This window comes from Mycobacterium sp. SMC-16 (assembly GCF_046250085.1).
Taxonomy (GTDB): Bacteria; Actinomycetota; Actinomycetes; order Mycobacteriales; family Mycobacteriaceae; genus Mycobacterium; species Mycobacterium phocaicum.
In genome coordinates this window covers 2809842-2832637 of sequence record NZ_CP176427.1, presented here as the reverse complement: position 1 = coordinate 2832637, position 22796 = coordinate 2809842, and the positions used below count along the sequence as shown (strand labels likewise).

23 protein-coding genes are annotated in these 22796 nt (G+C 69.8%); 12 read left to right on the top strand and 11 right to left on the bottom strand.

What is annotated here, in order from left to right:
- Positions 1 to 32: 32 nt before the first annotated feature.
- From ACJEIK_RS13685 to modA, 3 genes are read right to left on the bottom strand one after another with little or no spacing between them, the layout of a single operon-like run.
- Positions 33 to 1121, bottom strand: coding sequence for a sulfate/molybdate ABC transporter ATP-binding protein (locus ACJEIK_RS13685; RefSeq protein ID WP_135355727.1), 1089 nt, complete (start codon positions 1119 to 1121; stop codon positions 33 to 35).
- The gene (locus tag ACJEIK_RS13680; RefSeq protein WP_135355726.1) at positions 1118 to 1921 is read right to left on the bottom strand and encodes an ABC transporter permease; all 804 of its coding nucleotides are present in this window, start codon (positions 1919 to 1921) and stop codon (positions 1118 to 1120) included. The genes ACJEIK_RS13685 and ACJEIK_RS13680 overlap by 4 nt, the downstream gene beginning before the upstream one ends.
- On the bottom strand, positions 1918 to 2670 hold the full coding sequence (modA, locus tag ACJEIK_RS13675) for a molybdate ABC transporter substrate-binding protein (RefSeq protein ID WP_135355771.1): 753 nt from the start codon (positions 2668 to 2670) through the stop codon (positions 1918 to 1920). Before modA ends, ACJEIK_RS13680 begins: the two co-directional genes overlap by 4 nt.
- 131 nt (positions 2671 to 2801) lie before the next feature.
- Here modA and ACJEIK_RS13670 point away from each other — a divergent pair, with 131 nt between their 5' ends.
- The 3 genes from ACJEIK_RS13670 to ACJEIK_RS13660 all read left to right on the top strand — a co-directional run bounded on the left by ACJEIK_RS13670 (position 2802) and on the right by ACJEIK_RS13660 (position 6013).
- Positions 2802 to 3473, top strand: a complete 672-nt coding sequence (locus ACJEIK_RS13670; RefSeq protein ID WP_267325892.1) for an SDR family oxidoreductase — start codon at positions 2802 to 2804, stop codon at positions 3471 to 3473.
- 86 nt (positions 3474 to 3559) lie between these two features.
- Positions 3560 to 4489, top strand: a complete 930-nt coding sequence (locus ACJEIK_RS13665) for an LLM class F420-dependent oxidoreductase (protein WP_267325765.1) — start codon at positions 3560 to 3562, stop codon at positions 4487 to 4489.
- 120 nt (positions 4490 to 4609) lie between these two features.
- Complete coding sequence (locus tag ACJEIK_RS13660) at positions 4610 to 6013, top strand: NAD(P)/FAD-dependent oxidoreductase (protein ID WP_133427517.1); 1404 nt, start codon at positions 4610 to 4612, stop codon at positions 6011 to 6013.
- On the opposite strand, the gene ACJEIK_RS13655 is transcribed toward ACJEIK_RS13660, so the two are convergent.
- The 8 genes from ACJEIK_RS13655 to ACJEIK_RS13620 all read right to left on the bottom strand — a co-directional run bounded on the left by ACJEIK_RS13655 (position 6014) and on the right by ACJEIK_RS13620 (position 11860).
- Positions 6014 to 6673, bottom strand: coding sequence for an urease accessory protein UreD (locus ACJEIK_RS13655; protein WP_133427518.1), 660 nt, complete (start codon positions 6671 to 6673; stop codon positions 6014 to 6016).
- Positions 6674 to 6676: 3 nt separating this feature from the next.
- Positions 6677 to 7363: an urease accessory protein UreG gene (gene ureG, locus ACJEIK_RS13650; protein WP_064857627.1), complete on the bottom strand. Its 687-nt coding sequence runs from the start codon at positions 7361 to 7363 to the stop codon at positions 6677 to 6679.
- Positions 7364 to 7378: 15 nt separating this feature from the next.
- Entirely contained in the window at positions 7379 to 8014 is a 636-nt protein-coding gene (locus ACJEIK_RS13645) for an urease accessory protein UreF (RefSeq protein ID WP_133427519.1), read from the bottom strand.
- Positions 8014 to 9735, bottom strand: a complete 1722-nt coding sequence (locus tag ACJEIK_RS13640; protein WP_135355723.1) for an urease subunit alpha — start codon at positions 9733 to 9735, stop codon at positions 8014 to 8016. Before ACJEIK_RS13640 ends, ACJEIK_RS13645 begins: the two co-directional genes overlap by 1 nt.
- Positions 9736 to 9766: 31 nt before the next feature.
- The gene (locus tag ACJEIK_RS13635) at positions 9767 to 10078 is read right to left on the bottom strand and encodes an urease subunit beta (protein WP_064857634.1); all 312 of its coding nucleotides are present in this window, start codon (positions 10076 to 10078) and stop codon (positions 9767 to 9769) included.
- 42 nt (positions 10079 to 10120) lie between these two features.
- A complete protein-coding gene (locus tag ACJEIK_RS13630; RefSeq protein WP_135355722.1) occupies positions 10121 to 10423 on the bottom strand; it encodes an urease subunit gamma in 303 nt (100 codons plus the stop codon).
- Between the two features lie 78 nt (positions 10424 to 10501).
- Complete coding sequence (locus tag ACJEIK_RS13625) at positions 10502 to 10903, bottom strand: PaaI family thioesterase (RefSeq protein ID WP_135355721.1); 402 nt, start codon at positions 10901 to 10903, stop codon at positions 10502 to 10504.
- Between the two features lie 186 nt (positions 10904 to 11089).
- On the bottom strand, positions 11090 to 11860 hold the full coding sequence (locus tag ACJEIK_RS13620) for an iron reductase (RefSeq protein WP_133427523.1): 771 nt from the start codon (positions 11858 to 11860) through the stop codon (positions 11090 to 11092).
- Positions 11861 to 12071: 211 nt separating this feature from the next.
- On the opposite strand from ACJEIK_RS13620, the gene ACJEIK_RS13615 reads away from it, so the two are divergent.
- From ACJEIK_RS13615 to ACJEIK_RS13575, 9 genes are all read left to right on the top strand, one after another.
- Positions 12072 to 12488: a BlaI/MecI/CopY family transcriptional regulator gene (locus ACJEIK_RS13615; RefSeq protein WP_133427524.1), complete on the top strand. Its 417-nt coding sequence runs from the start codon at positions 12072 to 12074 to the stop codon at positions 12486 to 12488.
- 14 nt (positions 12489 to 12502) lie between these two features.
- Positions 12503 to 13459: a M56 family metallopeptidase gene (locus tag ACJEIK_RS13610; protein WP_135355720.1), complete on the top strand. Its 957-nt coding sequence runs from the start codon at positions 12503 to 12505 to the stop codon at positions 13457 to 13459.
- Between the two features lie 172 nt (positions 13460 to 13631).
- Positions 13632 to 15029, top strand: a complete 1398-nt coding sequence (gene gndA / locus ACJEIK_RS13605) for an NADP-dependent phosphogluconate dehydrogenase (RefSeq protein WP_409431694.1) — start codon at positions 13632 to 13634, stop codon at positions 15027 to 15029.
- Positions 15030 to 15038: 9 nt separating this feature from the next.
- Entirely contained in the window at positions 15039 to 16475 is a 1437-nt protein-coding gene (locus ACJEIK_RS13600; RefSeq protein ID WP_135355718.1) for a GuaB1 family IMP dehydrogenase-related protein, read from the top strand.
- Between the two features lie 256 nt (positions 16476 to 16731).
- A complete protein-coding gene (locus ACJEIK_RS13595) occupies positions 16732 to 18093 on the top strand; it encodes a hemolysin family protein (RefSeq protein ID WP_135355717.1) in 1362 nt (453 codons plus the stop codon).
- Positions 18086 to 19135, top strand: a complete 1050-nt coding sequence (locus tag ACJEIK_RS13590) for a hemolysin family protein (protein WP_135355716.1) — start codon at positions 18086 to 18088, stop codon at positions 19133 to 19135. The genes ACJEIK_RS13595 and ACJEIK_RS13590 overlap by 8 nt, the downstream gene beginning before the upstream one ends.
- Positions 19128 to 20030: a 3-methyladenine DNA glycosylase gene (locus ACJEIK_RS13585; RefSeq protein WP_409431604.1), complete on the top strand. Its 903-nt coding sequence runs from the start codon at positions 19128 to 19130 to the stop codon at positions 20028 to 20030. The genes ACJEIK_RS13590 and ACJEIK_RS13585 overlap by 8 nt, the downstream gene beginning before the upstream one ends.
- Positions 20027 to 21394 carry a lipase family protein gene (locus ACJEIK_RS13580; protein WP_061009964.1) on the top strand — a complete coding sequence of 456 codons (1368 nt, stop codon included), beginning with the start codon at positions 20027 to 20029 and terminating at the stop codon, positions 21392 to 21394. Before ACJEIK_RS13585 ends, ACJEIK_RS13580 begins: the two co-directional genes overlap by 4 nt.
- On the top strand, positions 21391 to 22746 hold the full coding sequence (locus tag ACJEIK_RS13575) for an alpha/beta hydrolase (RefSeq protein WP_409431603.1): 1356 nt from the start codon (positions 21391 to 21393) through the stop codon (positions 22744 to 22746). The genes ACJEIK_RS13580 and ACJEIK_RS13575 overlap by 4 nt, the downstream gene beginning before the upstream one ends.
- The last annotated feature ends 50 nt before the right edge of the window (positions 22747 to 22796 follow it).

The following is a 22796-nucleotide window of genomic DNA, read 5'->3' as shown; positions in this document are numbered from 1 at the left end:
CCGCCGTGGCCCGGGACGCTCCGGGCGTGCCGTCAGGCGGGCCGAATCGCCACGTCCCGCGGATCGACGCCGAAGTACACCTGTTCCCCCGGAATCAGCCGTAGACCAGCCGCCACCTCCGCGCTGATGTCGGCCGCCAGACCCCCGCCGCCGTCGTCCGTAGCCTCGGCACGAACGCGGATGACCGGTCCACGGTGATCCAGCTCCGCGACCCCGACCGCGACGACATTGACGTCATCGGCGGGCCGCTCCCGGCACACCGACACCGCCGCCGGAGCGAACACCGCGATCGCCGGACCGCCCGGCGTCACGGCAGGCCCCCACACTCCGCGCCATGTCTGCCCCGCGGCCAGCACCGAACCGCCGTCGTCACCGGCGCGCCCACTGACCAGATTCACGCCCGCGAACCGCGCCCCGAACGCCGTCCGCGGCGCGGTCAGCACGTCGGCGACGGCGCCCGATTCGACGATGCGGCCGCCCTCGATGACCACGATCCGATCCGCCAACGTGACGACGTCGAGAAGATCGTGACTCACCAGCACCGAACTGCGCCCGCCCGTCCCCAGGACGCCACGCAGCAGGCGGCGCATCGCCGAGGCGGCCGTGACGTCCAGACCGGAGAGCGGTTCGTCGAGCAGCAGCACGTCAGGTTCGGCGGCAAGCGCTCGGGCCAGTGCGACGCGCTGCGCCTGACCACCCGACAACTGGCCCGGCCGGCGATCGGCCAGTTCGGCGGCACCGACCTCACCCAGCCAGCGTCCGGCCGTCCGCCGCGCCTCGGTGTGTGCGCCCCGGCGGTGGAGATGGCGGGCCTGTGGCCCGAAGGCCACGTTGCCGGCGACCGTCAGGTGCGGAAACAGCGCCGGGTCCTGCAGCAGCAGGCCGACCCGCCGGTTGTGCACCGCGACGTGCACGCCCGATGCCGCGTCGGTCAGCAGGCGCTCGCCCACCCTCACGGTGCCCGCGTCGGGCCGCAGCAGACCGGCGATCACGTGCAGCACACTGGACTTTCCCGCGCCGTTGGGTCCGACGACGGCCAGCACCTCGCCTGCGGCGACGTCGAACTCCACGTCGATGCCGCGAGCCTCGATGATCGCGCGTACCGCGAGACCGCCCGTCACTGCCGGCCCTCCGCCTCGAAAGGCCCGTGACTGAACCGGGCGCCACCCATCGCCAGCACCACGACGGCCGCGACCACGACCAGCACCAGCGACAACGCCACGGCCGCGTCGGCATCGGCCTCGCGCTGCAGATAGATCTCCAGCGGCAGCGTGCGCGTCACGCCCTGACGGGAGCCGGCGAACGTCAGCGTGGCGCCGAACTCCCCCAGCGACCGCGCAAAGGCCAGCACCGCACCCGACACCAGGCCGGGCGCCAGCATCGGCAGCGTGACCCGGCGCCACACCGTGGTCGGGCGGGCGCCCAGCGTCGCCGCGACCGCCTCGTACTGCGACCCGGCCGTCCGGGCCGCCCCTTCCAGGGCGATCACCAGAAACGGCAGTGAGACGAACGTCTGCGCCAGCACGACCGCCGTCGTCGAGAAGGCGATGTGCACCCCCGCGGCGTCGAGGTACCTGCCGATCAGCCCGAGGCGGCCGAAGGCGTACAGCAGCGCAATACCGCCGACGACGGGCGGCAACACCAGCGGCAGCAGGATCAGCGGGCGGGTCCAGCGCACCACGCGCGACCCGCTGCGCGCCAGGACCAGTGCCATCGGCACCCCCAGCAACACACACAGCACGGTGCTGGCGGCTGCGGTCTTGAGGCTCAGGACCAGCGCGATCACCGACGACTCGCTGCTGATCAGCTCAAGGAACCGTGACCAGTCGACCTTCGCCGCGACCGCGATCAGCGGCAGGACGACGAACCACGCACCCAGTGCCGCGGGGACGTAGATCCAGCGCGGCAGCCCAGGGTTCAAGGCTTCGCGAACCCGAACTGCGCCAGGGTCTGGCGGCCCGTGTCACTCGTGACCAGGTCGACGAACCGCTGGGCGGCCGCCGCGTCGGCCGATGACTTCAGCACCCCGATCGGGTAGATGTTCACCGCCGACGCCGCCTGCGGGATGTCGACCTTGGACACCTTGTCACCTGCCGATCTGGCGTCGGTCTCATAGACGAGGCCGGCGTCGGCCTGGCCGCTGGTGACCTTGTTCAGCACGTCGGTCACCGACGTCTCCTCGCTGACGGGCTTGAGTTCCACGCCGGCGATCTTCTCCACCTTCCGCGCCGCCGTGCCGCACGGCACCTGACGGGCACACACCACGACGTTCAGCCCGGGCCGGGCCAGGTCACCGAAGTTGTTGACCTGCTTGGGATTACCCGGCGGGGTCACGATGACCAGCGTGTTGGATGCGAAGTTCACCGGGGTGCCCGCGAGCAACCCGGCCTTGGCCGCCTTGGTCATGTTGTTGGCGTCGGCCGAGGCGAACACGTCGGCCTTGGCCCCCTGCGTCAACTGTTCCACCAACGATGACGAGCCCGCGAAGTTGAACTGCACGTCCGCGCCCGGGTTGTCCTTCTCGTAGCGGTCGGCGAGCGCGGTGAACGCCTGCTTGAGGGACGCGGCCGCGTAGACGTTGACCACAGGGCCCGACGGTTTCGAACCCGAATCACACGCGGAGAGCGCGCTCACACTGCCGAACAGCGCCAACACCGCCACAGCACGCATCAACTTGCGCATGAGCCACATTCGCCAAACCCTAGGGCCCATTCCTCCGCGTGGCGAGTTTCGTCAGCTAGCTACTGTCCAGTAACATGGCCGCAACCGCGTTCAGCGTTGCACACGAGGAGGCCCTGCTCATGGACGTTCTGGTCACCGGAGGCGACACCGACCTCGGCCGCGTCATCGCCGAAGGATTCCGCGACGCCGGGCACAACGTCGTCATCGCCGGCGCCCGCCGCGACGAGCTCGAAGTGGCCGCCAAAGAACTCGAAGTCGAGTCGATCGTGCTGGACAACACCGACGGCGCCGCGCTGGAGCAGATGCGCGACAAGCTGCCGCAGCACCTCGACACCATCGTGAACGTCCCGGCTCCGGTCTGGTCCGCCGGCGACCCGCGCACCTACACCCTGGCCGAGCACGCCGCCGTGTGGCGCAACACCCTCGACTCCTCGCTGCTGTCGGCCGTGCTGACCGTCCAGATCCTCGGCGACCAGATGCGTTCCGGCGGTGCCATCGTGACCGTCGTGCCGGAGTGCCCCAAGGACGGCACCGCCGACGCCGCGATCAAGGCGGCCGTGTCCAACTGGACCGCCGGGCAGGCCGAGCACTTCGGCATCCGCGGCATCACCATCAACGTGGTCGCCGCCGGCCGTGGCTCCGAAGCGGGCTACGACGGCGTCGAGACCAGCGGCGCGACCGTCGGTTCCGAGCTGACCAAGCTCGCGCTCTTCCTGACCACGCCCGCCGCCCGCCACATCACCGGCGAGACGCTGCACGTGAGCGCAGGCGCGCTCGCGACCTTCGCCTGACCCGAGGATTTATTCCCGATTCGCCCGGGCTTCGCGCCCGGCGAAAACCGCGACGCGGCAACATGGTTGGTGACTAGGGTCGAATCGTGACGATTCGATTCGCTTTGCAGATCCCCAATTTCTCCTACGGCACCGGTGTCAGCGAGCTGTACCCGACCGTCATCGCCCAGGCGCAGGAAGCCGAGGCCGCGGGCTTCGACTCGGTCTTCGTGATGGACCACTTCTATCAGCTGCCGATGATCGGCACCCCCGACCAGCCGATGCTCGAGGCCTACACCGCCCTCGGCGGGCTCGCCGTGGCCACCGAGAAGGTGCAGCTCGGCACGCTGGTCACGGGCAACACCTACCGCAACCCGACATTGCTGGCCAAGGCCATCACCACGCTCGACGTCATCAGTCAGGGCCGCGCCGTCCTGGGCATCGGCACCGGCTGGTTCGAACTCGAGCACGATTCACTGGGCTATGAGTTCGGGACGTTCACCGACCGGTTCAACAAGCTGGACGAGGCGCTCGAGATCATCCTGCCCATGCTCGCCGGGGAACGGCCCACCGTCGAGGGCAAGTACTACCGGACGCGTGAGGCGATGGCAGAGCCGCGCTTCCGCGACCACATCCCGCTGATGATCGGCGGGAGCGGCGAGAAGAAGACCATTCCGTTGGCCGCCAAGCACTTCGACCACCTCAACGTCATCGCGGGCTTCGACGAGCTGCCCCGCAAGGTGCAGGTGGTCAAAGAGGCCTGCGAGAAGATTGGCCGCGACCCCGCCACGTTGGAGACCAGCCACCTCGCCATCGCGATCATCGACGAGAACGTCACCGCCGACGTCATCCCCGATGATTTCAAGCAGCAGGCCGTCTACGGCAGCCCGGAGCAGGTGGCCGACCAGATCAAGACCAAGGTGCTCGATGCGGGCATCGACGGCGTCATCATCAGCCCGGTTACGAGCCTCAACGGTTATCAGCCAGGCGGCATCACCGCCGTCGCGGAATTGCTCAGGCCGCTACTGGCGAAGTGAACCTGCAGGTCAGGTGAAAAGTGGGCCCGGTGGGGCATCTCACTGCATTGATCGATTCAGCTACGACTAGCCTGGTGGATGTAAACAGTCTTGTAGTAGTACGTCGAGGAGCCCCTCAACATGGTTCACCCCGGAGCTACGGCAACGGATCGCCACAAGGTCGTCATCATCGGTTCGGGCTTCGGTGGCCTGACCAGTGCCAAAGCCCTCAAGCACGCTGATGTCGACATCAAGCTGATCGCCCGTACCACCCACCACCTCTTCCAGCCCCTGCTGTATCAGGTGGCGACGGGCATCATCTCCGAAGGTGAGATCGCCCCACCGACCCGACTGATCCTTCGCAAGCAGAAGAACGCCCAGGTGCTGCTCGGCGACGTGACGCACATCGACCTGGAGAACCAGACCGTCGACTCGATCCTGCTGGGCCACACCTACAGCACGCCGTACGACAGCCTGATCATCGCCGCCGGCGCCGGTCAGTCGTACTTCGGCAACGACCACTTCGCCGAGTGGGCGCCGGGCATGAAGACCATCGACGACGCGCTCGAGCTGCGCGGCCGCATCCTGGGTGCGTTCGAGCAGGCCGAGCGGTCGAGCGATCCCGAGCGCCGCAAGAAGCTGCTGACCTTCGTGGTCGTCGGCGCCGGCCCGACCGGCGTCGAGATGGCCGGCCAGATCCAGGAGCTGTCCGACCAGACGCTCAAGGGCAGCTTCCGGCACATCGACCCGTCCGAGGCCAAGGTCATCCTGCTCGACGCCGCGCCCGCGGTGCTGCCGCCCATGGGCGAGAAGCTGGGCCTGAAGGCCAAGAACCGGCTCGAGAAGATGGGCGTCGAGATTCAGCTCAACGCCATGGTCACCGACGTCGACCGCAACGGCATCACCGTCAAGGACAAGGACGGCACCATCCGGCGCATCGAGTCGGCATGCAAGGTGTGGTCCGCCGGCGTGCAGGCCAGCCCGCTGGGCCGCGACCTGGCCAACCAGTCGGACGTCGAGATCGACCGGGCCGGCCGCGTCAAGGTGAACCCGGACCTCTCGGTCCCGGGCCACCCGAACGTCTTCGTCGTCGGCGACATGGCCTTCGTCGACGGTGTCCCGGGCATGGCGCAGGGCGCCATCCAGGGCGGCAAGCACGTCGCCGCGATCTTGAAGAACGAGGCCAAGGCCCGCGCGCACGGCACCAAACCCAAGCCGCGCGAACCGTTCTCGTACTTCGACAAGGGCTCGATGGCCACCGTCTCCAAGTGGAACGCCGTCGCGCAGATCCCGCTCGGGGAGAAGGCCAAGCTCGAATTCGGCGGCTTCATCGCCTGGCTGGCCTGGCTCGGGCTGCACCTGATCTACCTGGTGGGCTTCAAGACCAAGATCGCCACCCTGCTGTCGTGGACGGTGACGTTCATGAGCCGTCAGCGCGGTCAGCTGACCATCACCGAGCAGCAGGCCTACGCCCGCACCCGAATCGGTGAATTGGAAGAGATCGCGTCGTCGGTCCAAGCCACGCCCGACCCGGTGGCTTCCTGATCAGAGACGCGGTCCCTGCCAGGCCGACAGGCAACCTCCGTCGGCCAGGGCCATGACCACCTGATCTCGGCGTGGTTCGTATCGCTCAGCGGTGCGAACCACGCCGAAATCGCTTTCGGGGTACCGAAATTCGCTGACATAGGCGCGTGCGGTGGCGATCTCGTCGTCTCCGACCGCACCGGCGCCGAGTTCGACGCGGTGCCGCACCACCGGCAGCGCATCGTGATCGACGTGCAGTGCGCCCTCCCAGAATCCCTGCTGTTCGCCGGCCCGCCCGACCTGCACCCGTTCGCGCAGCCGCACCCGGCCCGCCTCGGCGATCTGCAGCCGCGTCGTAGCCTGATGGCGGCTGCCGCCGGCGACGACGGTCGGCTCCGGGTCCAGATCGAGCTCCCCCGCCACCTCGAGCTCCCACTCCGAGTGGGACTGCATCGACGTCGCGCCGGGCAGCACCACCATCGCGGCGACACTGCGCACCCGCAGCCGGGCACCCACCTCCACGACGACGCGCACGTCGATGGTGTCACCGCCCAACGGCGTTGCGGCCGTGGACACCAGGTGGACGGCGTCGGGCGCGGTGCGGCGCGCGGCCACCCCGCCGACGCACTCGATGCGCGGGCCCCGGCCGGGGGCCGCGACGATCAGAACCTGGGTGTGCATGACTCAGGCGTTCGTCACCCCGGCGCCGGCGAGTTGCTCGCGTACCCAGGCCTGCACCAACGACGCCGCCGGGTCCTCGGTGAGCGAGATCAGCACCGTCGGGCGGTCACCGCGCACCTGGCCCGCGTCGCGCCGCATGACGTCCAGGTCGGCACCCACCATCGGCGCGAGATCGGTCTTGTTGACCACCAGCAGATCCGAGTACGTGACGCCGGGCCCGCCCTTGCGCGGCACCTTGTCACCGCCGGCCACGTCGACGACGAAGATCTGCACGTCGACCAGACCCGAGGAGAACGTCGCGGTCAGGTTGTCTCCCCCGGACTCGACGAGGATGAGGTCGAGCTTGTCGTTGCCCTCGATGAGATCGTCGATGGCGTCGAGGTTCGCGGTGATGTCGTCGCGAATCGCGGTGTGCGGGCAGCCGCCGGTCTGCACCGCGGCGATCCGCTCGTCGGGCAGCACGGCGTGCCGGCGCAGGAAGTCGGCGTCCTCGGTGGTGTAGATGTCGTTGGTCAGCACCGCCAGCGACAGCTCGTCGCGCAGTTGCCGGCACAACGCGGCCACCAGTGCCGTCTTACCGGAGCCGACAGGGCCCCCGACGCCGATGCGCAGCGGCTCACCGGGTTGCCGCTCGCGCTTGGGCCGGTCGTGGTGATGGTGCGGCTGACCGTCGATGAAATGTGGTGGCATGGTGGACCTTTCGGCTCAAGAGGCGAACAGGGGACGGTCGCGGCCGGCGTGCCGTTGCGCCAGGACGTCGAGCAGTGGATCGGACAGGTCCGCGATACCCTTCGCGGCTTCGGCGGCGGTCGCGTCGCACAGCCCCGACAGCTCGAAGGTGAGTGCGGCGACGTCGGCAGGGTCGAGCGCGAGCAGGCGTTGCGCCGCCGTCGCGGAGCCCGTCATGGTGGTGTAAACGACTGTGGCGCAGGTCCGTTCGGGGTCGAGGCCACTGACGCGCCCGACCACGCCCGAGGCCACCGCGAGGTGCGGCCGGGTGCCCACACTCTGCCAGTCGGTGTCCGGCCAGACCCGGCGCGCCAGCCGCAGCAGCCCACGCCCCTGCGCCCGGGAGGCCTGCCGCGCGGCGGGAGCCGGTGTGCGCGCGTCGGTTTCGCGGTCGGCGACCACCGGGTCGAGCCCGCTGTGGACCGCCGCCGCGATCGAGGCGGTGACGAGCCCCTGGGTCCGGATGCGCCGGCGCAGGTACGCCCGCAATGTCACGACGTCGGTCACCAGTCCGCTGGTGACCGCCTCCTCGACGCCGCCGGAGTGCACGTGCCCGCCGGTCGGCAACCGCGAATCCGCCAGCGCCAGCAGGGTGGCCAAACCACCATCCATCAGAACAGGAAGTATCTCTGCGCCATGGGCAGCTCGGCGGCGGGCTGTTCCTGCCAGACCTCACCGTCGATGCGGACGGTGAAGGTGTCGGGATCGACGCGGATGTCGGGCATGGCGTCGTTGAGCGGCAGGTCTGCCTTGCCCCGGCCACGGACGTTCTTGACCGGAACGAGCCTGCGCCGCAAGCCGAGTCGGGCCGCGAGGTCGTCTTCGATCGCGGTGGGCGAGACGAAGTGCACCGCCAGACCCGCCGCCACCGTCGGGTGCGCGCCGAACATCGGCCGCGGCAGGACGGGCTGCGGCGTCGGGATCGAGGCGTTGGCGTCGCCCATCGCCGCCCAGGCGATCGCGCCGCCCTTGAGCACCAGGTGCGGACGGACGCCGAAGAACGCGGGCTCCCAGAGCACCAGGTCGGCCAGCTTGCCGACCTCCACCGAACCCAGCTCGTGATCGATACCGTGGGTCACCGCCGGGCAGATGGTGTACTTCGCGACGTAGCGGCGGACCCTGTTGTTGTCGGCCGCGCCGTCGCCGGGCAGCGGCCCGCGGCGCTTCTTCATCACGTGCGCCGTCTGCCACGTCCGCATCACCACCTCGCCGATGCGCCCCATGGCCTGGCTGTCACTGCCGATCATCGAGATGGCGCCGATGTCGTGCAGCAGGTCCTCGGCGGCGATGGTCGACGGCCGAATCCGGCTCTCCGCGAACGCCAAATCCTCCGGCACGGCGGCGTTGAGGTGGTGGCACACCATCAGCATGTCGAGGTGTTCGTCGAGGGTGTTGACGGTGTGGGGCCGCGTCGGGTTGGTCGAGCTGGGCATCACGTTCGGATGGCTGGCCACCGTGATGATGTCGGGCGCGTGGCCGCCGCCGGCGCCCTCGGTGTGGTACGCGTGGATGGCCCGGCCGGCGATGGCGGCCAGGGTGTCCTCGACGAAACCCATCTCATTGAGGGTGTCGGAGTGCAGGGCCACCTGCACGTCGGCCTCCTCGGCCACCCGCAGGCAGGCGTCGATGGTGGCCGGTGTCGTGCCCCAGTCCTCGTGCAGCTTGAAACCGGCTGCGCCACCGCGCAATTGCTCCCACATGGAGTCGGGGTTGATGGTGTTGCCCTTGCCGAGCAACAGGATGTTCATCGGCCAGCCGTCGAGCGCCTGCAGCATGCGCCCGAGATGCCAGGCGCCGGGCGTGACGGTGGTGGCCTTGCTGCCCTCGGCCGGCCCTGTACCGCCACCGATCATGGTGGTGATGCCGCCGCCGATCGCCTCCTCCAGCAGCTGCGGACAGATGAAGTGCACGTGACAGTCGATGCCGCCCGCGGTGAGGATGCGTCCGTTTCCGGCGATGATCTCGGTGGACGGCCCCACCACCAGATCGGGGTGCACCCCGGACATGATGTCGGGGTTGCCGGCCTTACCGATGGCGACGATGCGGCCGTCCCGAATCCCGATGTCGGCCTTGATGATTCCCCAGTAGTCGATGATGATCGCGCCGGTGATCACGGTGTCCGGCGCACCGTCGGCCCGCGTCGTACGCGCCTGGCCCATCGACTCGCGCAGCACCTTGCCGCCGCCGAAGACGGCCTCGTCGCCCGACAGCCCGGGACCGCCACTGAGGTCCTCGGTGATCTCGATCAGCAGATCGGTGTCCGCCAGGCGAATCCGGTCGCCCGTCGTCGGCCCGAAGAGCGCCGCATACCGGGCGCGGGATAGGGAACTCATACGTGCCGTCCGTTCGTCGCGCGAGCGCTCATCAGCCATCCAGCTTTCCGGGCGGCGTCAGCGACAGCCCGTACACCTCACGCGTCCCACCCAGCGGTACCAGGGCAACCCGCTGGGCCACACCGGGTTCGAATCTGATCGCGGTGCCCGCCGGCACGTCGAGCCGGTAGCCGTGCGCCGCGGCCCGGTCGAAGTCCAACGCGGAATTGGCCTGCGGGAAATGCACGTGGCTGCCGACCTGCACCGGCCGGTCGCCGGTGTTCACCACGTCGAGGGTCAGCCGCTGCGCACCGGCATTGATGGCGATATCGCCGTCGCCATAGAGGATTTCGCCGGGGACCAGCCCCGTTCCTTCGGCAGTCGCGCGCTCGGTCATCGTCGGGCCTCAGGCGATCGGGTAGTGGACGGTGACGAGTTTGGTGCCATCCGGAAAGGTGGCCTCCACCTGGACGTCGGGCAGCATCTCCGGGACCCCCTCCATGACGTCGTCGCGACTGAGCACCTCACGGCCGCTGGCCATCAGCTCCGCGACGGTCCGCCCGTCGCGGGCGCCCTCCATCAAGTGATCGGTGATCACCGCGACGGCTTCGGGGTGATTGAGGCGCAACCCTCGGGCCTGCCGTCGGCGCGCCAGTTCGGCGGCGTACGAAATCAGCAGGCGTTCTTGCTCATGCGGCGTCAAACGCATAAGGGGCGATATTGCCACGGCACGCCGGGAATGGCATGTCGGGCGGGAGTTTTCGGCCCCTCACCGCACCCCGGGGGCTCAGCCCTCGAGATTCTGCAGCCGCACCTGACCCCGCGCGACGGGCCGATCGTCCTCGTCGGTGATGGTGACGAGCCACAACTGCTGGCGCCGGCCCCGGTGGATCGGCATCGAGGTGGCGGTGACGGTTCCGGCCTTGAGCGCGCGGAGAAAGTCGGTGTTGTTGTTGACGCCGACGACGGTGCCGCCACCGTGTTCGGCGAGCCAGACGTGGCCGGACACACTGGCCAGGCCCTCGACGATGGCGCAGTAGACACCCCCGTGCACGATCCCCCACGGCTGCAGAATCTTGTCGGTGATGGTCAGCTGGGCGCGGCCACCGTCCGGCGTGATCTCCAGGTAGGTCAGTCCGATTTCGTTGTCAAAGCCCTTGCCCAGGCCCTCAGGCGCAGATGTCGTCACGAATAGCTGTCTACACGAGCGCCGGCGGCGGCGGTCTGGACACCCGGGTGGCACGAAAGCGAGCAGGCCCCGCACCGATGGTGCGGGGCCTGCTCTTCGAATGGACCGGGAATCACTGCAGCCCTCAGGATTCCGGCGCGGTCCGGTGGTCTTTCGACTCCTAAAGAATAGGCAAGGCTTGCCTAATTAGCAAGCCCTTGCCAGCTGCACCCGATCGAGCCCGCGCACCGGCACACCAAACCCGACGAGGGTGTCCAGCACCGCCTGCGCGCGCCGCATACCGTCGGCCTCGCCCACCCCGGCCAACAGCGGCACCTGGGTCGCCGTGCTGACCACGGACGCGCCGACGATGTGCCACATCGCCGACACCGCCAGCAGGCCACCACTGACGTCGAACAGCTTCGCGAACAGCGGATTCAGCGCGCGGTGGCACCGGTGGGCCAACCACGTGGCGAGCGCCTCCTCGCCGGGGAACGCGACGACGCCCTCCCCGATCCGGCGCGTCGCCGGCACGCCCCGGCCGCCGAACACCGGGTCCCCGGGCAGCACCCGCAGCGTGGGGTCCGCGACGCCGACCCAGTCGATGCCGCCTTCCGAGTCGATGTGGACCCACAGGTTCTCCAGGCCCGGATCCCAGGCCCGGCCTTCCAACACCAGCAGCGGCACGACCCGTCCGACGACGACGTGCGCCAGCATCGCCGCCACCTGCTGGGCAGCCACCGCCTCGCTGCCGGTGTCGCCTACCGCCGTGTCGTACATCGTCTGCAGGCGGTCACCCGTCACGGCTTCGGCGAGCGGCCACCACCGGCGCCGTGAGATGTCGTCCATCACCGCGACGCCGTAGACCCGAGGATCGCCGGGGCACAACTCGCGCAGCCGGCGGCTCGACTCGTGCAGAGGAAGCATCCGGCGGATGTCCATCGTGGCGATCAGTGGGTCAATCACAGCGGAGGGCATGAACACATCCTTAGGTTAGGTTAGCCTTACTATAGTGACGACCCGCGAGATGTAAACCGCTGTGACGGGACTCACAAGTGGCCGAAAAATGGCCCTGACCGGGAACCCCAACGCTCCGCCGGGGCGTTGGGGAGAACATCCGAAATGGATACGACGCACGGTAGTAAATGCGTAGTACCCTGGAAACACTGCCGAAAGAGTGAAATAGGACATGGCGAAATTGACGCGACTGGGCGAGCTTGAGCGCGAGGCGATGGACCACCTGTGGTCCTCGCGTGAGCCACAGACCGTGCGTCAGGTGCATGAAGCCCTCGCGGAGCGCCGGGACCTGGCCTACACCACGATCATGACGGTGCTGCAGCGCCTGGCGAAGAAGAATCTGGTCGTCCAGCATCGTGACGACCGCGCGCACCGCTACGCACCTACCCACGGCCGCGACGAGCTGGTCGCCGGGCTGATGGTCGACGCCCTCGACCAGGCCGCGGACTCCGGCAGCCGCGTCGCGGCGCTGGTGCATTTCGTCGAACGCGTCGGCGTCGACGAGGCCGACGCGCTCCGGCGCGCCCTCGATGAGTTGGAAGCCAAGCACCGAATCCCACCGGCGACTGGCAATTCCGGCACCGCCTGAGAGACACTAAGCGCGTGTCCGCTCTGGCCTTCTCCTTCGTAGCGCTGATGCTGGTCGGGCCGGTCCCCGACTTGCTGGCACGCGCTTCGTGGCCACAGCGGGCCCCCCGGGCCGCGATCGTGTTGTGGCAATCCATCGCCATCGCCGCGGTGTTGTCCGCGTTCAGCGCCGGTATCGCCGTCGCGAGCAGGCTCTTCGCGCCCGGCCCAGACGGCAAGCCGACAACCACCGCGACCAGCGAGATCAGCGTCATGGGCTGGCCGCTGTGGATCACGCACGTCGCGGTCTTCGCGCTGACCCTCGTCGTCGGCGCGCGCCTGGCCATCGCCTTCGTCCAGGTCGCCATCGCGACCCGGCGGCGGCGCGCCCACCACCGGATGATCGTCGACCTCCTCGACTGTTCGCGGGACACCGCACCCGCACCCCAGGCCCGGCATCTGATCGGCCACGGCCTGCGCATCCTCGACGTCCAGCAGCCCCTCGCCTACTGCCTGCCCGGCGTCCGCAGCCGCGTCGTGCTCAGTGAAGGTGCGCTCAAGCACCTCGATGACAGCGAGATCGCCGCCATCCTCAGCCACGAACACGCACACCTGCGCGCCCGACACGACCTGGTGCTCGAGATGTTCATCGCCGTGCACGCCGCCTTCCCCCGCTTCGTCCGGAGCGCCAGCGCCCTCGACGCGGTCCGCTTCCTCATCGAACTGCTCGCCGACGACGCCGCCGTCCGGGCCACCGGCCCCACGCCGCTGGCCCGCGCCCTCGTGGCCTGCGCGTCCGGGCGGGCGCCCAAGGGCGCCCTCGCCGCCGGCGGGCCGACCACCGTCCTGCGGGTGCAGCGCCTGGCCGGCGAACCCAACAGCTCGTGGGTGGCCGCCGCCGCGTACCTGGCGGCCGCCGCCGTCCTGGTCGTACCGACCGTCGCCGTGGCAGTGCCCTGGCTCACTGAATTGCACCGGTTGTTCTTCTCGTAGACTTTGCGACTGGCAGCATCAGCTTCGGTGGCGGATGACGCCGCGCCGGCCCCGGCCGGTCCGAAATGCTGTGCGCCACAACCAAACAACGAAAGGGCCAGCCGTGAGCTCGTCGGGAAACCCGGAATCAACCACCGCTACCGCCCAGATCGGGGTCACCGGCCTGGCCGTCATGGGCTCCAATCTCGCCCGTAACTTCGCCCGCCACGGCTACACCGTCGCGCTGCACAACCGCTCCGTCGCCAAGACCGACGCGCTGCTGGCCGAGCACGGCGCGGAGGGCAAGTTCGTCCGCAGCGAGACCATCGCCGAGTTCCTCGACGCGCTCGAGAAGCCGCGCCGCGTGATCATCATGGTCAAGGCCGGCGACCCGACCGACGCCGTCATCAACGAGCTCGCCGACGCCATGGAGCCCGGCGACATCATCATCGACGGTGGCAATGCGCTGTACACCGACACCATCCGCCGCGAAAAGGCCATCCGCGAGCGCGGCCTGCACTTCGTCGGCGCAGGCATCTCCGGTGGCGAGGAGGGCGCACTCAACGGCCCGTCGATCATGCCGGGCGGGCCCGCCGAGTCGTACGTCTCGCTCGGGCCGCTGCTCGAAGAGATCTCCGCGCACGTCGACGGCGTCCCGTGCTGCACGCACATCGGTCCCGACGGCGCCGGCCACTTCGTCAAGATGGTGCACAACGGCATCGAGTACTCCGACATGCAGCTCATCGGCGAGGCCTACCAGCTGCTGCGCGACGGCCTCGGCATGGCGGCCGGCGAGATCGCCGACGTGTTCGCCGAGTGGAACAAGGGCGACCTGGACAGCTACCTGATCGAGATCACCGCCGAGGTGCTCAAGCAGGTCGACGCCAAGACCGGCAAGCCGCTGGTCGACGTCATCGTCGACGAGGCCGAGCAGAAGGGCACCGGCCGCTGGACCGTCAAGTCGGCGCTGGACCTCGGCATCCCCATCACCGGCATCGCCGAGGCCGTTTTCGCCCGCGCCCTGTCGGGCTCGGTGCCGCAGCGGCGCGCGACGGTCGGCCTGGCCTCGGGCCACCTCGGCGAAAAGCCCAGCGACGCCACGAAATTCATCGAGGACGTGCGGCAGGCGCTGTACGCCTCCAAGATCGTCGCGTATGCGCAGGGCTTCAACCAGATCGAGGCCGGCAGCGCCGAATACGGCTGGAACGTCAAGCCCGGCGACCTGGCCACCATCTGGCGTGGCGGCTGCATCATCCGCGCCAAGTTCCTGAACCGGATCAAGGACGCGTTCGACGCCGAACCGGAACTCGCCACCCTGCTGGCGGCGCCGTACTTCCGTAGCGCGGTCGAGTCGGGCATCGACAGCTGGCGCCGCGTCGTCGTGACGGCCACCGAGCTGGGCATCCCGGTCCCGGGCTTCGCGTCGTCGCTGTCGTACTACGACGCGCTGCGCACCGAACGGCTGCCCGCCGCGCTGACGCAGGGCCTGCGCGACTTCTTCGGCGCCCACACCTACGGCCGCACCGACGCGCCCGAGGGCAAGAAGTTCCACACCCTCTGGAGCGGCGACCGTACCGAGGTCGAGGCCTAGGCTGGAGGCGTGCAGTTTCTCGACGGCCACCGGCCCCCGTATGACCTGACCTACAACGACGTCTTCGTGGTCCCTGGGCGCTCGGAACTGACGTCTCGCTTCGACGTCGACCTGGCCACCACCGACGGCACGGGCACCACCATCCCGATCGTCGTCGCCAACATGACCGCGGTCGCCGGTCGCCGGATGGCCGAGACCGTGGCCCGCCGCGGCGGCATCGTCGTGCTGCCGCAGGACCTGCCCATCGATGCGGTCCGGGGCACCGTCGACTTCGTCAAGAGCCGCGACCTGGTGGTCGACACCCCGGTCGTGCTCGCCCCCGACGACGCGGTCTCGGATGCGCTGGCCCTGATCCACAAGCGGGCGCACGGCGCGGCGGTGGTCCTCGACGGCGGCCGGCCGCTCGGCCTGGTCACCGAGGCGGGCTGCGCCGGAGTGGACCGGTTCGCGCGGGTCCGCGACGTGGCGAGCACCGATTTCGTGTCCGCGCCGGCGGGCACCGAACCCCGCAAGGTGTTCGACCTGCTGGAGCACTCGCAGACCGGTGTCGCGGTGCTCACCAACGCCGACGGTTCGCTGGCCGGTGTGCTCACCCGCACGGGGGCCATCCGCACCGGTATCTACACCCCCGCCGTCGACGCCCAGGGCCGGCTCCGGATCGCGGCGGCCGTCGGCATCAACGGTGACGTCGCCGCCAAGGCGCGGGCGCTGGCCGAAGCCGGTGTGGACGTCCTGGTCGTCGACACCGCGCACGGGCACCAGGCCAAGATGCTCGACGCCCTGTCGGCGGTGGCCGCGCTGGATCTCGGCCTGCCGCTGGCGGCCGGCAACGTGGTGTCGGGCGCCGGCACCCGCGACCTGATCAACGCGGGCGCGTCCATCGTCAAGGTGGGCGTCGGCCCGGGTGCCATGTGCACCACCCGCATGATGACCGGCGTGGGCCGTCCGCAGTTCTCCGCCGTCGTCGAATGTGCCGCGGCGGCAAAGGAACTCGGCGGCCACGTATGGGCCGACGGCGGCGTCCGGCACCCGCGCGACGTGGCACTGGCGCTGGCCGCAGGTGCCTCTAATGTCATGATCGGCTCGTGGTTCGCCGGCACGTACGAGTCGCCCGGCGACCTGCTGATGGACCGCGAGGGCCGCGTCTACAAGGAGAGCTTCGGCATGGCCTCCAAGCGCGCGGTGGCAGCGCGCACGGCCGGTGACGGTGCGTTCGACCGCGCCCGCAAGGCCCTGTTCGAAGAGGGCATCTCGTCGTCCAAGATGGCGCTGGACCCGGTCCGCGGCGGCGTCGAGGACCTGCTCGACCACATCACCTCCGGCGTCCGCAGCACGTGTACCTACGTCGGCGCGGCAAACCTGGCCGAACTGCACGAGAAGGTGGTGCTCGGGGTGCAGTCGGCCGCGGGATTCGCCGAAGGGCACCCGCTGCCGACGGGTTGGTGAGCAGGTCCGAAAGGGCCGACCAGCTACCATTGGCCTACGGCCGCCGAACGCAGCAGGCGTCGGTCGGCCGTCGATACCGATTCAGCGAAAGGGAGCACGTGCCGCAGGCACCCGTTGGGGCGTTGACCGTCCCGAGCCAGGCGGGAGCGTGCCAGGCCGATCAGGCACTCCCCGAGCCGGGTCCCGAGTCCATCGACTCCGAACCTCCCAGTAGCCGGCCGGGCCGTCAGCCCGGCGCCCCGAGCGGTGGTGCACGGTGACCACCGCGCTGACCATCGCGAGCCTGGCCGCGTTCATCCTGCTGACCCTCGGGACGGCGATCTTCGTCGCCGCCGAGTTCTCCCTGACCGCGCTCGAGCGCAGCACCGTCGAGGCCAACGCCCGCGACGGCGGGCGCCGCGACGGCATCGTCCGCACCGCGCACCGCAACCTGTCCTTCCAGTTGTCGGGTGCCCAGATCGGCATCTCGATCACGACGCTGATCACCGGTTATCTCGCCGAGCCCGTGGTGGCGCGGCTGCTGCACGGTCCGCTGCGCGCCGTCGGACTGCCCGAGAAGTTCACCGACGCGGTGGCCCTGACGCTCGCGTTGCTGATCGCCACGTCGGTGTCGATGGTGTTCGGCGAACTGGTGCCCAAGAACCTCGCCGTGGCCCGGCCGGTACCGACCGCACGCGCCACCGTGCCGCTGCAGTGGTTCTTCTCCCTCGTCTTCTCCCCCGTGATCAAGCTGACCAACGGCACCGCCAACTGGGTGCTGCGCCGGCTCGGGGTCGAGCCCGCCGAGGAACTCCGCTCGGCGCGGTCCGCGCAGGAGCTGCTGGCGCTCGTGCGCAACTCCGCCGAGAGCGGATCACTGGACCCGCAGACGGCCGAATTGATCGACCGCTCCCTGCAATTCGGCGGCCGCACCGCCGAGGAGCTGATGACGCCGCGGTCCATGATCGAGTCGCTGGAGGTCACCGACACCGTCGCCGACCTCATCGAGACGGCCATCCGCACCGGGTTCTCGCGCTTCCCGATCGTCGCCGGCGACCTCGACGAGACCGTCGGCATCGTGCACGTCAAACAGGTCTTCGCGATACCCGTCGAGCTGCGGGCCGGCACCCGGCTGGCGCAGCTGGCCCGGCCCGTCCCGACGGTGCCGTCGACCCTCGACGGTGATGCGGTGATGACCCAGATCCGGGCCAACGGCGTCCAGACCGCACTGGTGGTCGACGAATACGGCGGCACCGCCGGCATGGTCACCGTCGAGGACCTCATCGAGGAGATCGTCGGCGACGTCCGCGACGAACACGACGACGCCACCCCCGACGTCGTCGAGGTGCGCGACGGCTGGCTGGTGTCCGGTCTGATGCGCATCGACGAGGTCGACACCGAAACCCCGTTCCGCGCGCCCGAAGGCGACTACGAGACCATCGGCGGCCTGGTGCTCAAGGAGCTCGGCCACATCCCGGACGTCGGCGACACCGTCGTCCTGACCGAATTCGACCCGGACAACCCCGAACTGGACCCGGTGCACTGGAAGGCCACCGTGATCCGGATGGACGGCCGGCGCATCGACCAGCTCGAACTCACCGAGCTGGGCGCCGAGGAGTCGGGAGCCGACCATGAATGACGTCCTCGGCATCCTGCTGACCATGGTGCTGCTGGGCGCCAACGCGTTCTTCGTGGGCGCCGAGTTCGCGCTCATCTCGGCGCGGCGCGACCGGTTGCAGGCGCTGGCCGAACAGGGCAAGCGCAGCGCGGTCACCGTGCTCCGGGCAGGTGAGCGACTGTCGATGATGCTGGCCGGCGCTCAGCTCGGCATCACCATCTGCTCGATCCTGCTGGGCCGCGTCGGTGAACCGGCCGTCGCGCACCTGCTCGAGGAGCCCTTCGACGCGGTCGGCGTGCCCGACACGGTGCTGCACACGGTGTCGTTCGGCGTCTCCCTGGCGATCGTGGTGACAGTGCACGTACTGCTGGGCGAGATGGTGCCCAAGAACATCGCCATCGCCGGGCCCGAGAAGGCCGCGATGCTGCTGATCCCGCCGTATCTGGTCTACATGAGCATCGCCCGGCCGTTCGTCATCTTCTACAACTGGTGCGCCAACAGCACGCTGCGCCTGCTCGGGGTGGAGCCCAAGGACGAACTGGACGTCACGGTCTCGTCGGTCGAACTGTCCGAGATGCTCACCGAGTCGCTGTCGGAGGGGCTGCTCGACGCCGAGGAACACGTCCGGCTCAAGCGCGCGCTGGACATCCGGACCCGGACGGTCAAGGACGTCGCGATACCGCTGCAGGACATCCGCGCGGTGCCGATCGCCGCGCCCGGTACCGGCCCGACGGTGGGTGCGGTGGCCCAGGCACTGCGCGAGACGGGCTACTCCCGGTTCCCGGTCACCGACGGGCACAGCGCCTACCTCGGCTACCTGCACATCAAGGACGTGCTGCCGTGCATGGACGACAACGACGCGGTGCTCGACCGGTCCATGGTGCGCCCGCTGCCCATGGTGGCCTCGACGCTGCCGGTGGCCGACGCGCTGTCGTGGCTGCGCCGCAACAACAGTCACCTGTCGCTGGTGACGACCGACGGCTACGTCACCGCGATGGTGGCGCTGGAAGACCTGGTCGAAGACCTCGTCGGCGTGGTGCGTGACGGTACCCACCGTGTCTGACAATGTGTGCGCGCCACTTCGGGTCCTGGGCGAGGACGACTGGGCACCGCAAGAACAGCGCTACCTCGACCGCGTCGACGCCTTCCTGGCGCCACACGAGCGACGGATGCGGGCCGGCGAGCCGCACCCGGTGTGGGACTTCCTGTTCACGTACTACAGCCTCAAACCCCGGCAGCTGCGACGCTGGCACCCGGGTTTCGGCCGAGCGCTGACCGGCCCCGGCGCGCTGCGATTCGCCGACCGGGCCGGGTACGGCGGGCGCGGCGACGCCGTGACGGTGACGCCCGAGTACCTCGCCACCCGCCGCGAGACCGTCGGGTTCGTCGCCGACCTGTTGGCTGCGACGGCCGCGCGCCCGGCGCGGCTGAACTGTTTCGGCCTGCACGAATGGGCCATGGTGTACCGCGCTCACGAGGTACGGCACGCCCAGGTGCCGCTGCGGCTGAGCGCGGCGGACACCGATGCCGTGGTCGAGTCGATGCCGTTGCGGTGCACCCACTTCGATGCCTTCCGGTTCTTCACCGACGCCGCTGTTCCACGGAACGCAGATGCCCTGACGCGACACGCCCAAACGGCCACCGAGCAGCCGGGCTGTGTGCACGCGAACATGGATCTGTACAAATGGAGCTACAAGCTCGGACCTTTGCTGGAGTCGAATCTGTTGATGGATTGCCTTGACCTCGCGGCGGACGCACGCGTCCTCGACATGCAGGCCAGCCCGTACGACCTGAGCGACTACGGCATCGAGCCCATCGCCATCGAGGACCCCGCAGGCCGCGCCGAGTATGTGCGCCGTCAGCAGGACATCGCCAATCTCGCTGTGCCGCTGCGGGACTCGCTACTGGCCGGGTGCCGGACATTGCTCGAATACGACACCGACGGCGGCCTGCTGTGACGGCCCGGCGCATGCTGCGCATCGCGGCCGTGGCCCTGGCTGCCGTGCTGACCGTCGCCGGCTGCTCCGATGAGGCGCCCGGGCGCGGCACGCAGCGCAGCGGTCAGGTGTTGCCGGGCGACTACAGCGGCGCCGGCCCCGGCACGCTCGTCGCCGCGCAGCCGCTGACGACCGTCGACCCCGAACTGGCCGGGCTGACCGCCATCTCCGCGCGGATCACCTACGTCTCCACGTCGGGCATCAACGACAGTCACCCGAAGGTGACGGGCTCGGTGTTCCTGCCGAAGGGCCAGCCGCCCGAGGGCGGCTGGCGCATCATCGCGCTCGCCAACCCGGGCAGCGGCATCAAGTCCGACTGCGCGCCGTCGTCGTCTCCGAGCCTGCTGGGCCTGCTGCCGACCGTGCGGCTCATGGTCGGCGCCGGCTACCTCGTGGCGATCACCGACTATCAGGGCATCGGCCTCGACGAGACCTATCACCCGTATCTGGACTCCACGACCGAGGGCTTCAACCTGATCGACCTGGCGCGGGCGACGCGCAAACTGGTCTCCGCCGCGTCCACCAGCTGGGTCGCCGTCGGCACCGGGCAGGGCGGACAAGCAGCCTGGGCGGCCGCGGAGCTGGCCACCGACTACGGCGGCGGCCTCCGTCCGCAGGGCGCGGTCGCGCTGGCCCCGACCGCGGCGCTGGAATGGCTGGCCGACGCGTCGGCCGCCGGGAACCTGAACCGCGACCAGCAGCTGATGCTGCAGCAGTACCTCGCGATCATGCCGCAGGCCTACCCCGGATTCCCCATCGAGGACTACCGCCGCGGCGCCGCCCGCGACCACTGGGACACGCTGTCGGCCTGCCGCGGCCCGGCGGTCGCCGACCGCACCGGCGTGCTGGATTCGCTGGGGCCGAACGACCTCGGCCCGACGACACCGGCCGCGGCCGATGCGTTGCGCGGTTACCTGCGCAAGGCGACGCTGCCGCAGGCGCCGGCCGCCGCGCCGATGCTGATCACCCCGGGAGCACCCGACGGGCTCGTGCCGCCGGAACAGACCGCGGCGGCCGTCGAACGAGCCTGCGCCATGGGCGACGTCATCGACTACGTCCAGCCCGACGAAGCCGACGCGCTGGGCTGGATCACCGACCGGTTCAACGGGGTGCCCGCGCCGAACACCTGCCCCGGCGCGACCCCGACGTCGACCACACCGACGTCGACGGCCAGTTCGCACTCCGACGACACCGACACCGAGCAGTCGGGCTCGGACACCGAAGAGGTGACCTCGACCGCCGAACAGACCGCCGCCGAGACCGAGGCGCCGCATCATCAGCAGCCCGCGCCCCCGCCGCCGGCGGACCTCGGGGACGCCGAATGAACATCGGCCTGCTCGACGGCTGGCTGCCGACCCTGATCCAGGTGGTGACGGTGCTGGCGCTCGTCGTCGCCGTCGGGCGGCGGTCTCCGCGCTGGCTGCGGCTGTGGCTCCCGGTGGCCGTCGGCACCGGTGTCGTCCTGGCGCTGGCGTGCAGCTGGTTCATCTCCGACCAGGGCCTCGCCGGCGGGCCGGCCCCGACGTCCCTGTGGGTGTGGATCGTGCTGACCGGGGTGGCACTCGTCGTGGCCGTCGCGGGGTGGCCGGGCCTGCACTGGTGGCGCCGGGCGGTGGCCGTCGCCGTGGTGCCGCTGTGCGCGGTGTGCGCGGGCCTGGCGGTGAATACGTGGACCGGGTACCTGCCGACGGTCGAGGCCCTGTGGCAGCGCGCCACCGGCGCCGAGTTGCGCGGCGAGATCGACCTGGAGACCGCACTGAACATGCGCCGCTCCGGCGAACATCCGGACCGTGGTGTCCTCGTGTCGGTGCAGATCCCCACCACCGCGTCGGGCTTCCGCAGTCGTCCGGAGCTGGTCTACCTGCCGCCCGCCTGGTTCGCCAAGGACGCCCCGCAGCTGCCGGCGGTGGTCATGGTGGGCGGCGAGTTCGGGTGGCCCGCCGACTGGCCGACGGCAGGCGGCGCCCAGCGCACCGCCGACGATTTCGCGGCCGCCCACGGCGGCAACGCGCCGATCCTGGTTTTCGTCGACACCAGCGGCCAGTTCTCCAACGACACCGAATGCGTCAACGGGCCCCGCGGTATGGCCGCCGATCATCTCACCAAAGATGTTGTGCCGTTTGTCACTTCGACGTTCTCGGCGAGCCCGGACCCATCGCGGTGGGGCATCGTCGGCTGGTCCGCCGGTGGCACGTGCGCGGTGATGACCACGGTCATGCACCCCGAGCTGTTCCAGACCTTCGTCGACATGGACGGCCAGGTCGGGCCCAACGCCGGCTCGGAACCCCAGACCATCGCGCGGCTGTTCGGCGGTGACGCGGCGGCATTCGCCCAGTTCGATCCGGCGACCGTGGTGCGGGCGCACGGCCCGTACACCGGCGTCGCCGGCTGGTTCGCGGTGTCGGAGAACGGGCCGGTGGTGTATCAACCCGCGCAGGCCGGCGCGCCGACGAATGTGCAGCCGCCGGACAATCCGGAAAGCCATACCGCCGTCGCCACCTACATGTGCGCGTTGGTGAGCGCCGCCGGTATCGAGTGCTCGGTGGTCCCGCACGGCGGTGACCACACGTTCCCCAGTGCCGCAGAGGTATTCGCGGCGGCCCTGCCGTGGCTGGCCGGACGCCTGCACACGCCCGGTGTCCCGGCCATCGGTTTGCCCGGCTCGGCACCGCAATGACGGTGTGACCGGGTTCTCATTGGCCGACACGCCGGTGAGCTGCGGTTACC

What these genes read in the sequence shown, in the direction of transcription:
- ACJEIK_RS13575 (WP_409431603.1), top strand. Translation starts at nt 21,391, where the DNA reads ATGAACATCGGCCTGCTCGACGGCTGGCTGCCGACCCTGATCCAGGTG.
- ACJEIK_RS13590 (WP_135355716.1), top strand. Translation starts at nt 18,086, where the DNA reads ATGAATGACGTCCTCGGCATCCTGCTGACCATGGTGCTGCTGGGCGCC.
- ACJEIK_RS13620 (WP_133427523.1), bottom strand. Translation starts at nt 11,860, where the DNA reads ATGCCCTCCGCTGTGATTGACCCACTGATCGCCACGATGGACATCCGC.
- ureG (WP_064857627.1), bottom strand. Translation starts at nt 7,363, where the DNA reads ATGCCACCACATTTCATCGACGGTCAGCCGCACCATCACCACGACCGG.
- modA (WP_135355771.1), bottom strand. Translation starts at nt 2,670, where the DNA reads ATGCGTGCTGTGGCGGTGTTGGCGCTGTTCGGCAGTGTGAGCGCGCTC.
- ACJEIK_RS13645 (WP_133427519.1), bottom strand. Translation starts at nt 8,014, where the DNA reads ATGGATGGTGGTTTGGCCACCCTGCTGGCGCTGGCGGATTCGCGGTTG.
- ACJEIK_RS13640 (WP_135355723.1), bottom strand. Translation starts at nt 9,735, where the DNA reads ATGAGTTCCCTATCCCGCGCCCGGTATGCGGCGCTCTTCGGGCCGACG.
- ACJEIK_RS13655 (WP_133427518.1), bottom strand. Translation starts at nt 6,673, where the DNA reads ATGCACACCCAGGTTCTGATCGTCGCGGCCCCCGGCCGGGGCCCGCGC.
- ACJEIK_RS13660 (WP_133427517.1), top strand. Translation starts at nt 4,610, where the DNA reads ATGGTTCACCCCGGAGCTACGGCAACGGATCGCCACAAGGTCGTCATC.
- ACJEIK_RS13615 (WP_133427524.1), top strand. Translation starts at nt 12,072, where the DNA reads ATGGCGAAATTGACGCGACTGGGCGAGCTTGAGCGCGAGGCGATGGAC.
- gndA (WP_409431694.1), top strand. Translation starts at nt 13,632, where the DNA reads ATGGGCTCCAATCTCGCCCGTAACTTCGCCCGCCACGGCTACACCGTC.
- ACJEIK_RS13670 (WP_267325892.1), top strand. Translation starts at nt 2,802, where the DNA reads ATGGACGTTCTGGTCACCGGAGGCGACACCGACCTCGGCCGCGTCATC.
- ACJEIK_RS13630 (WP_135355722.1), bottom strand. Translation starts at nt 10,423, where the DNA reads ATGCGTTTGACGCCGCATGAGCAAGAACGCCTGCTGATTTCGTACGCC.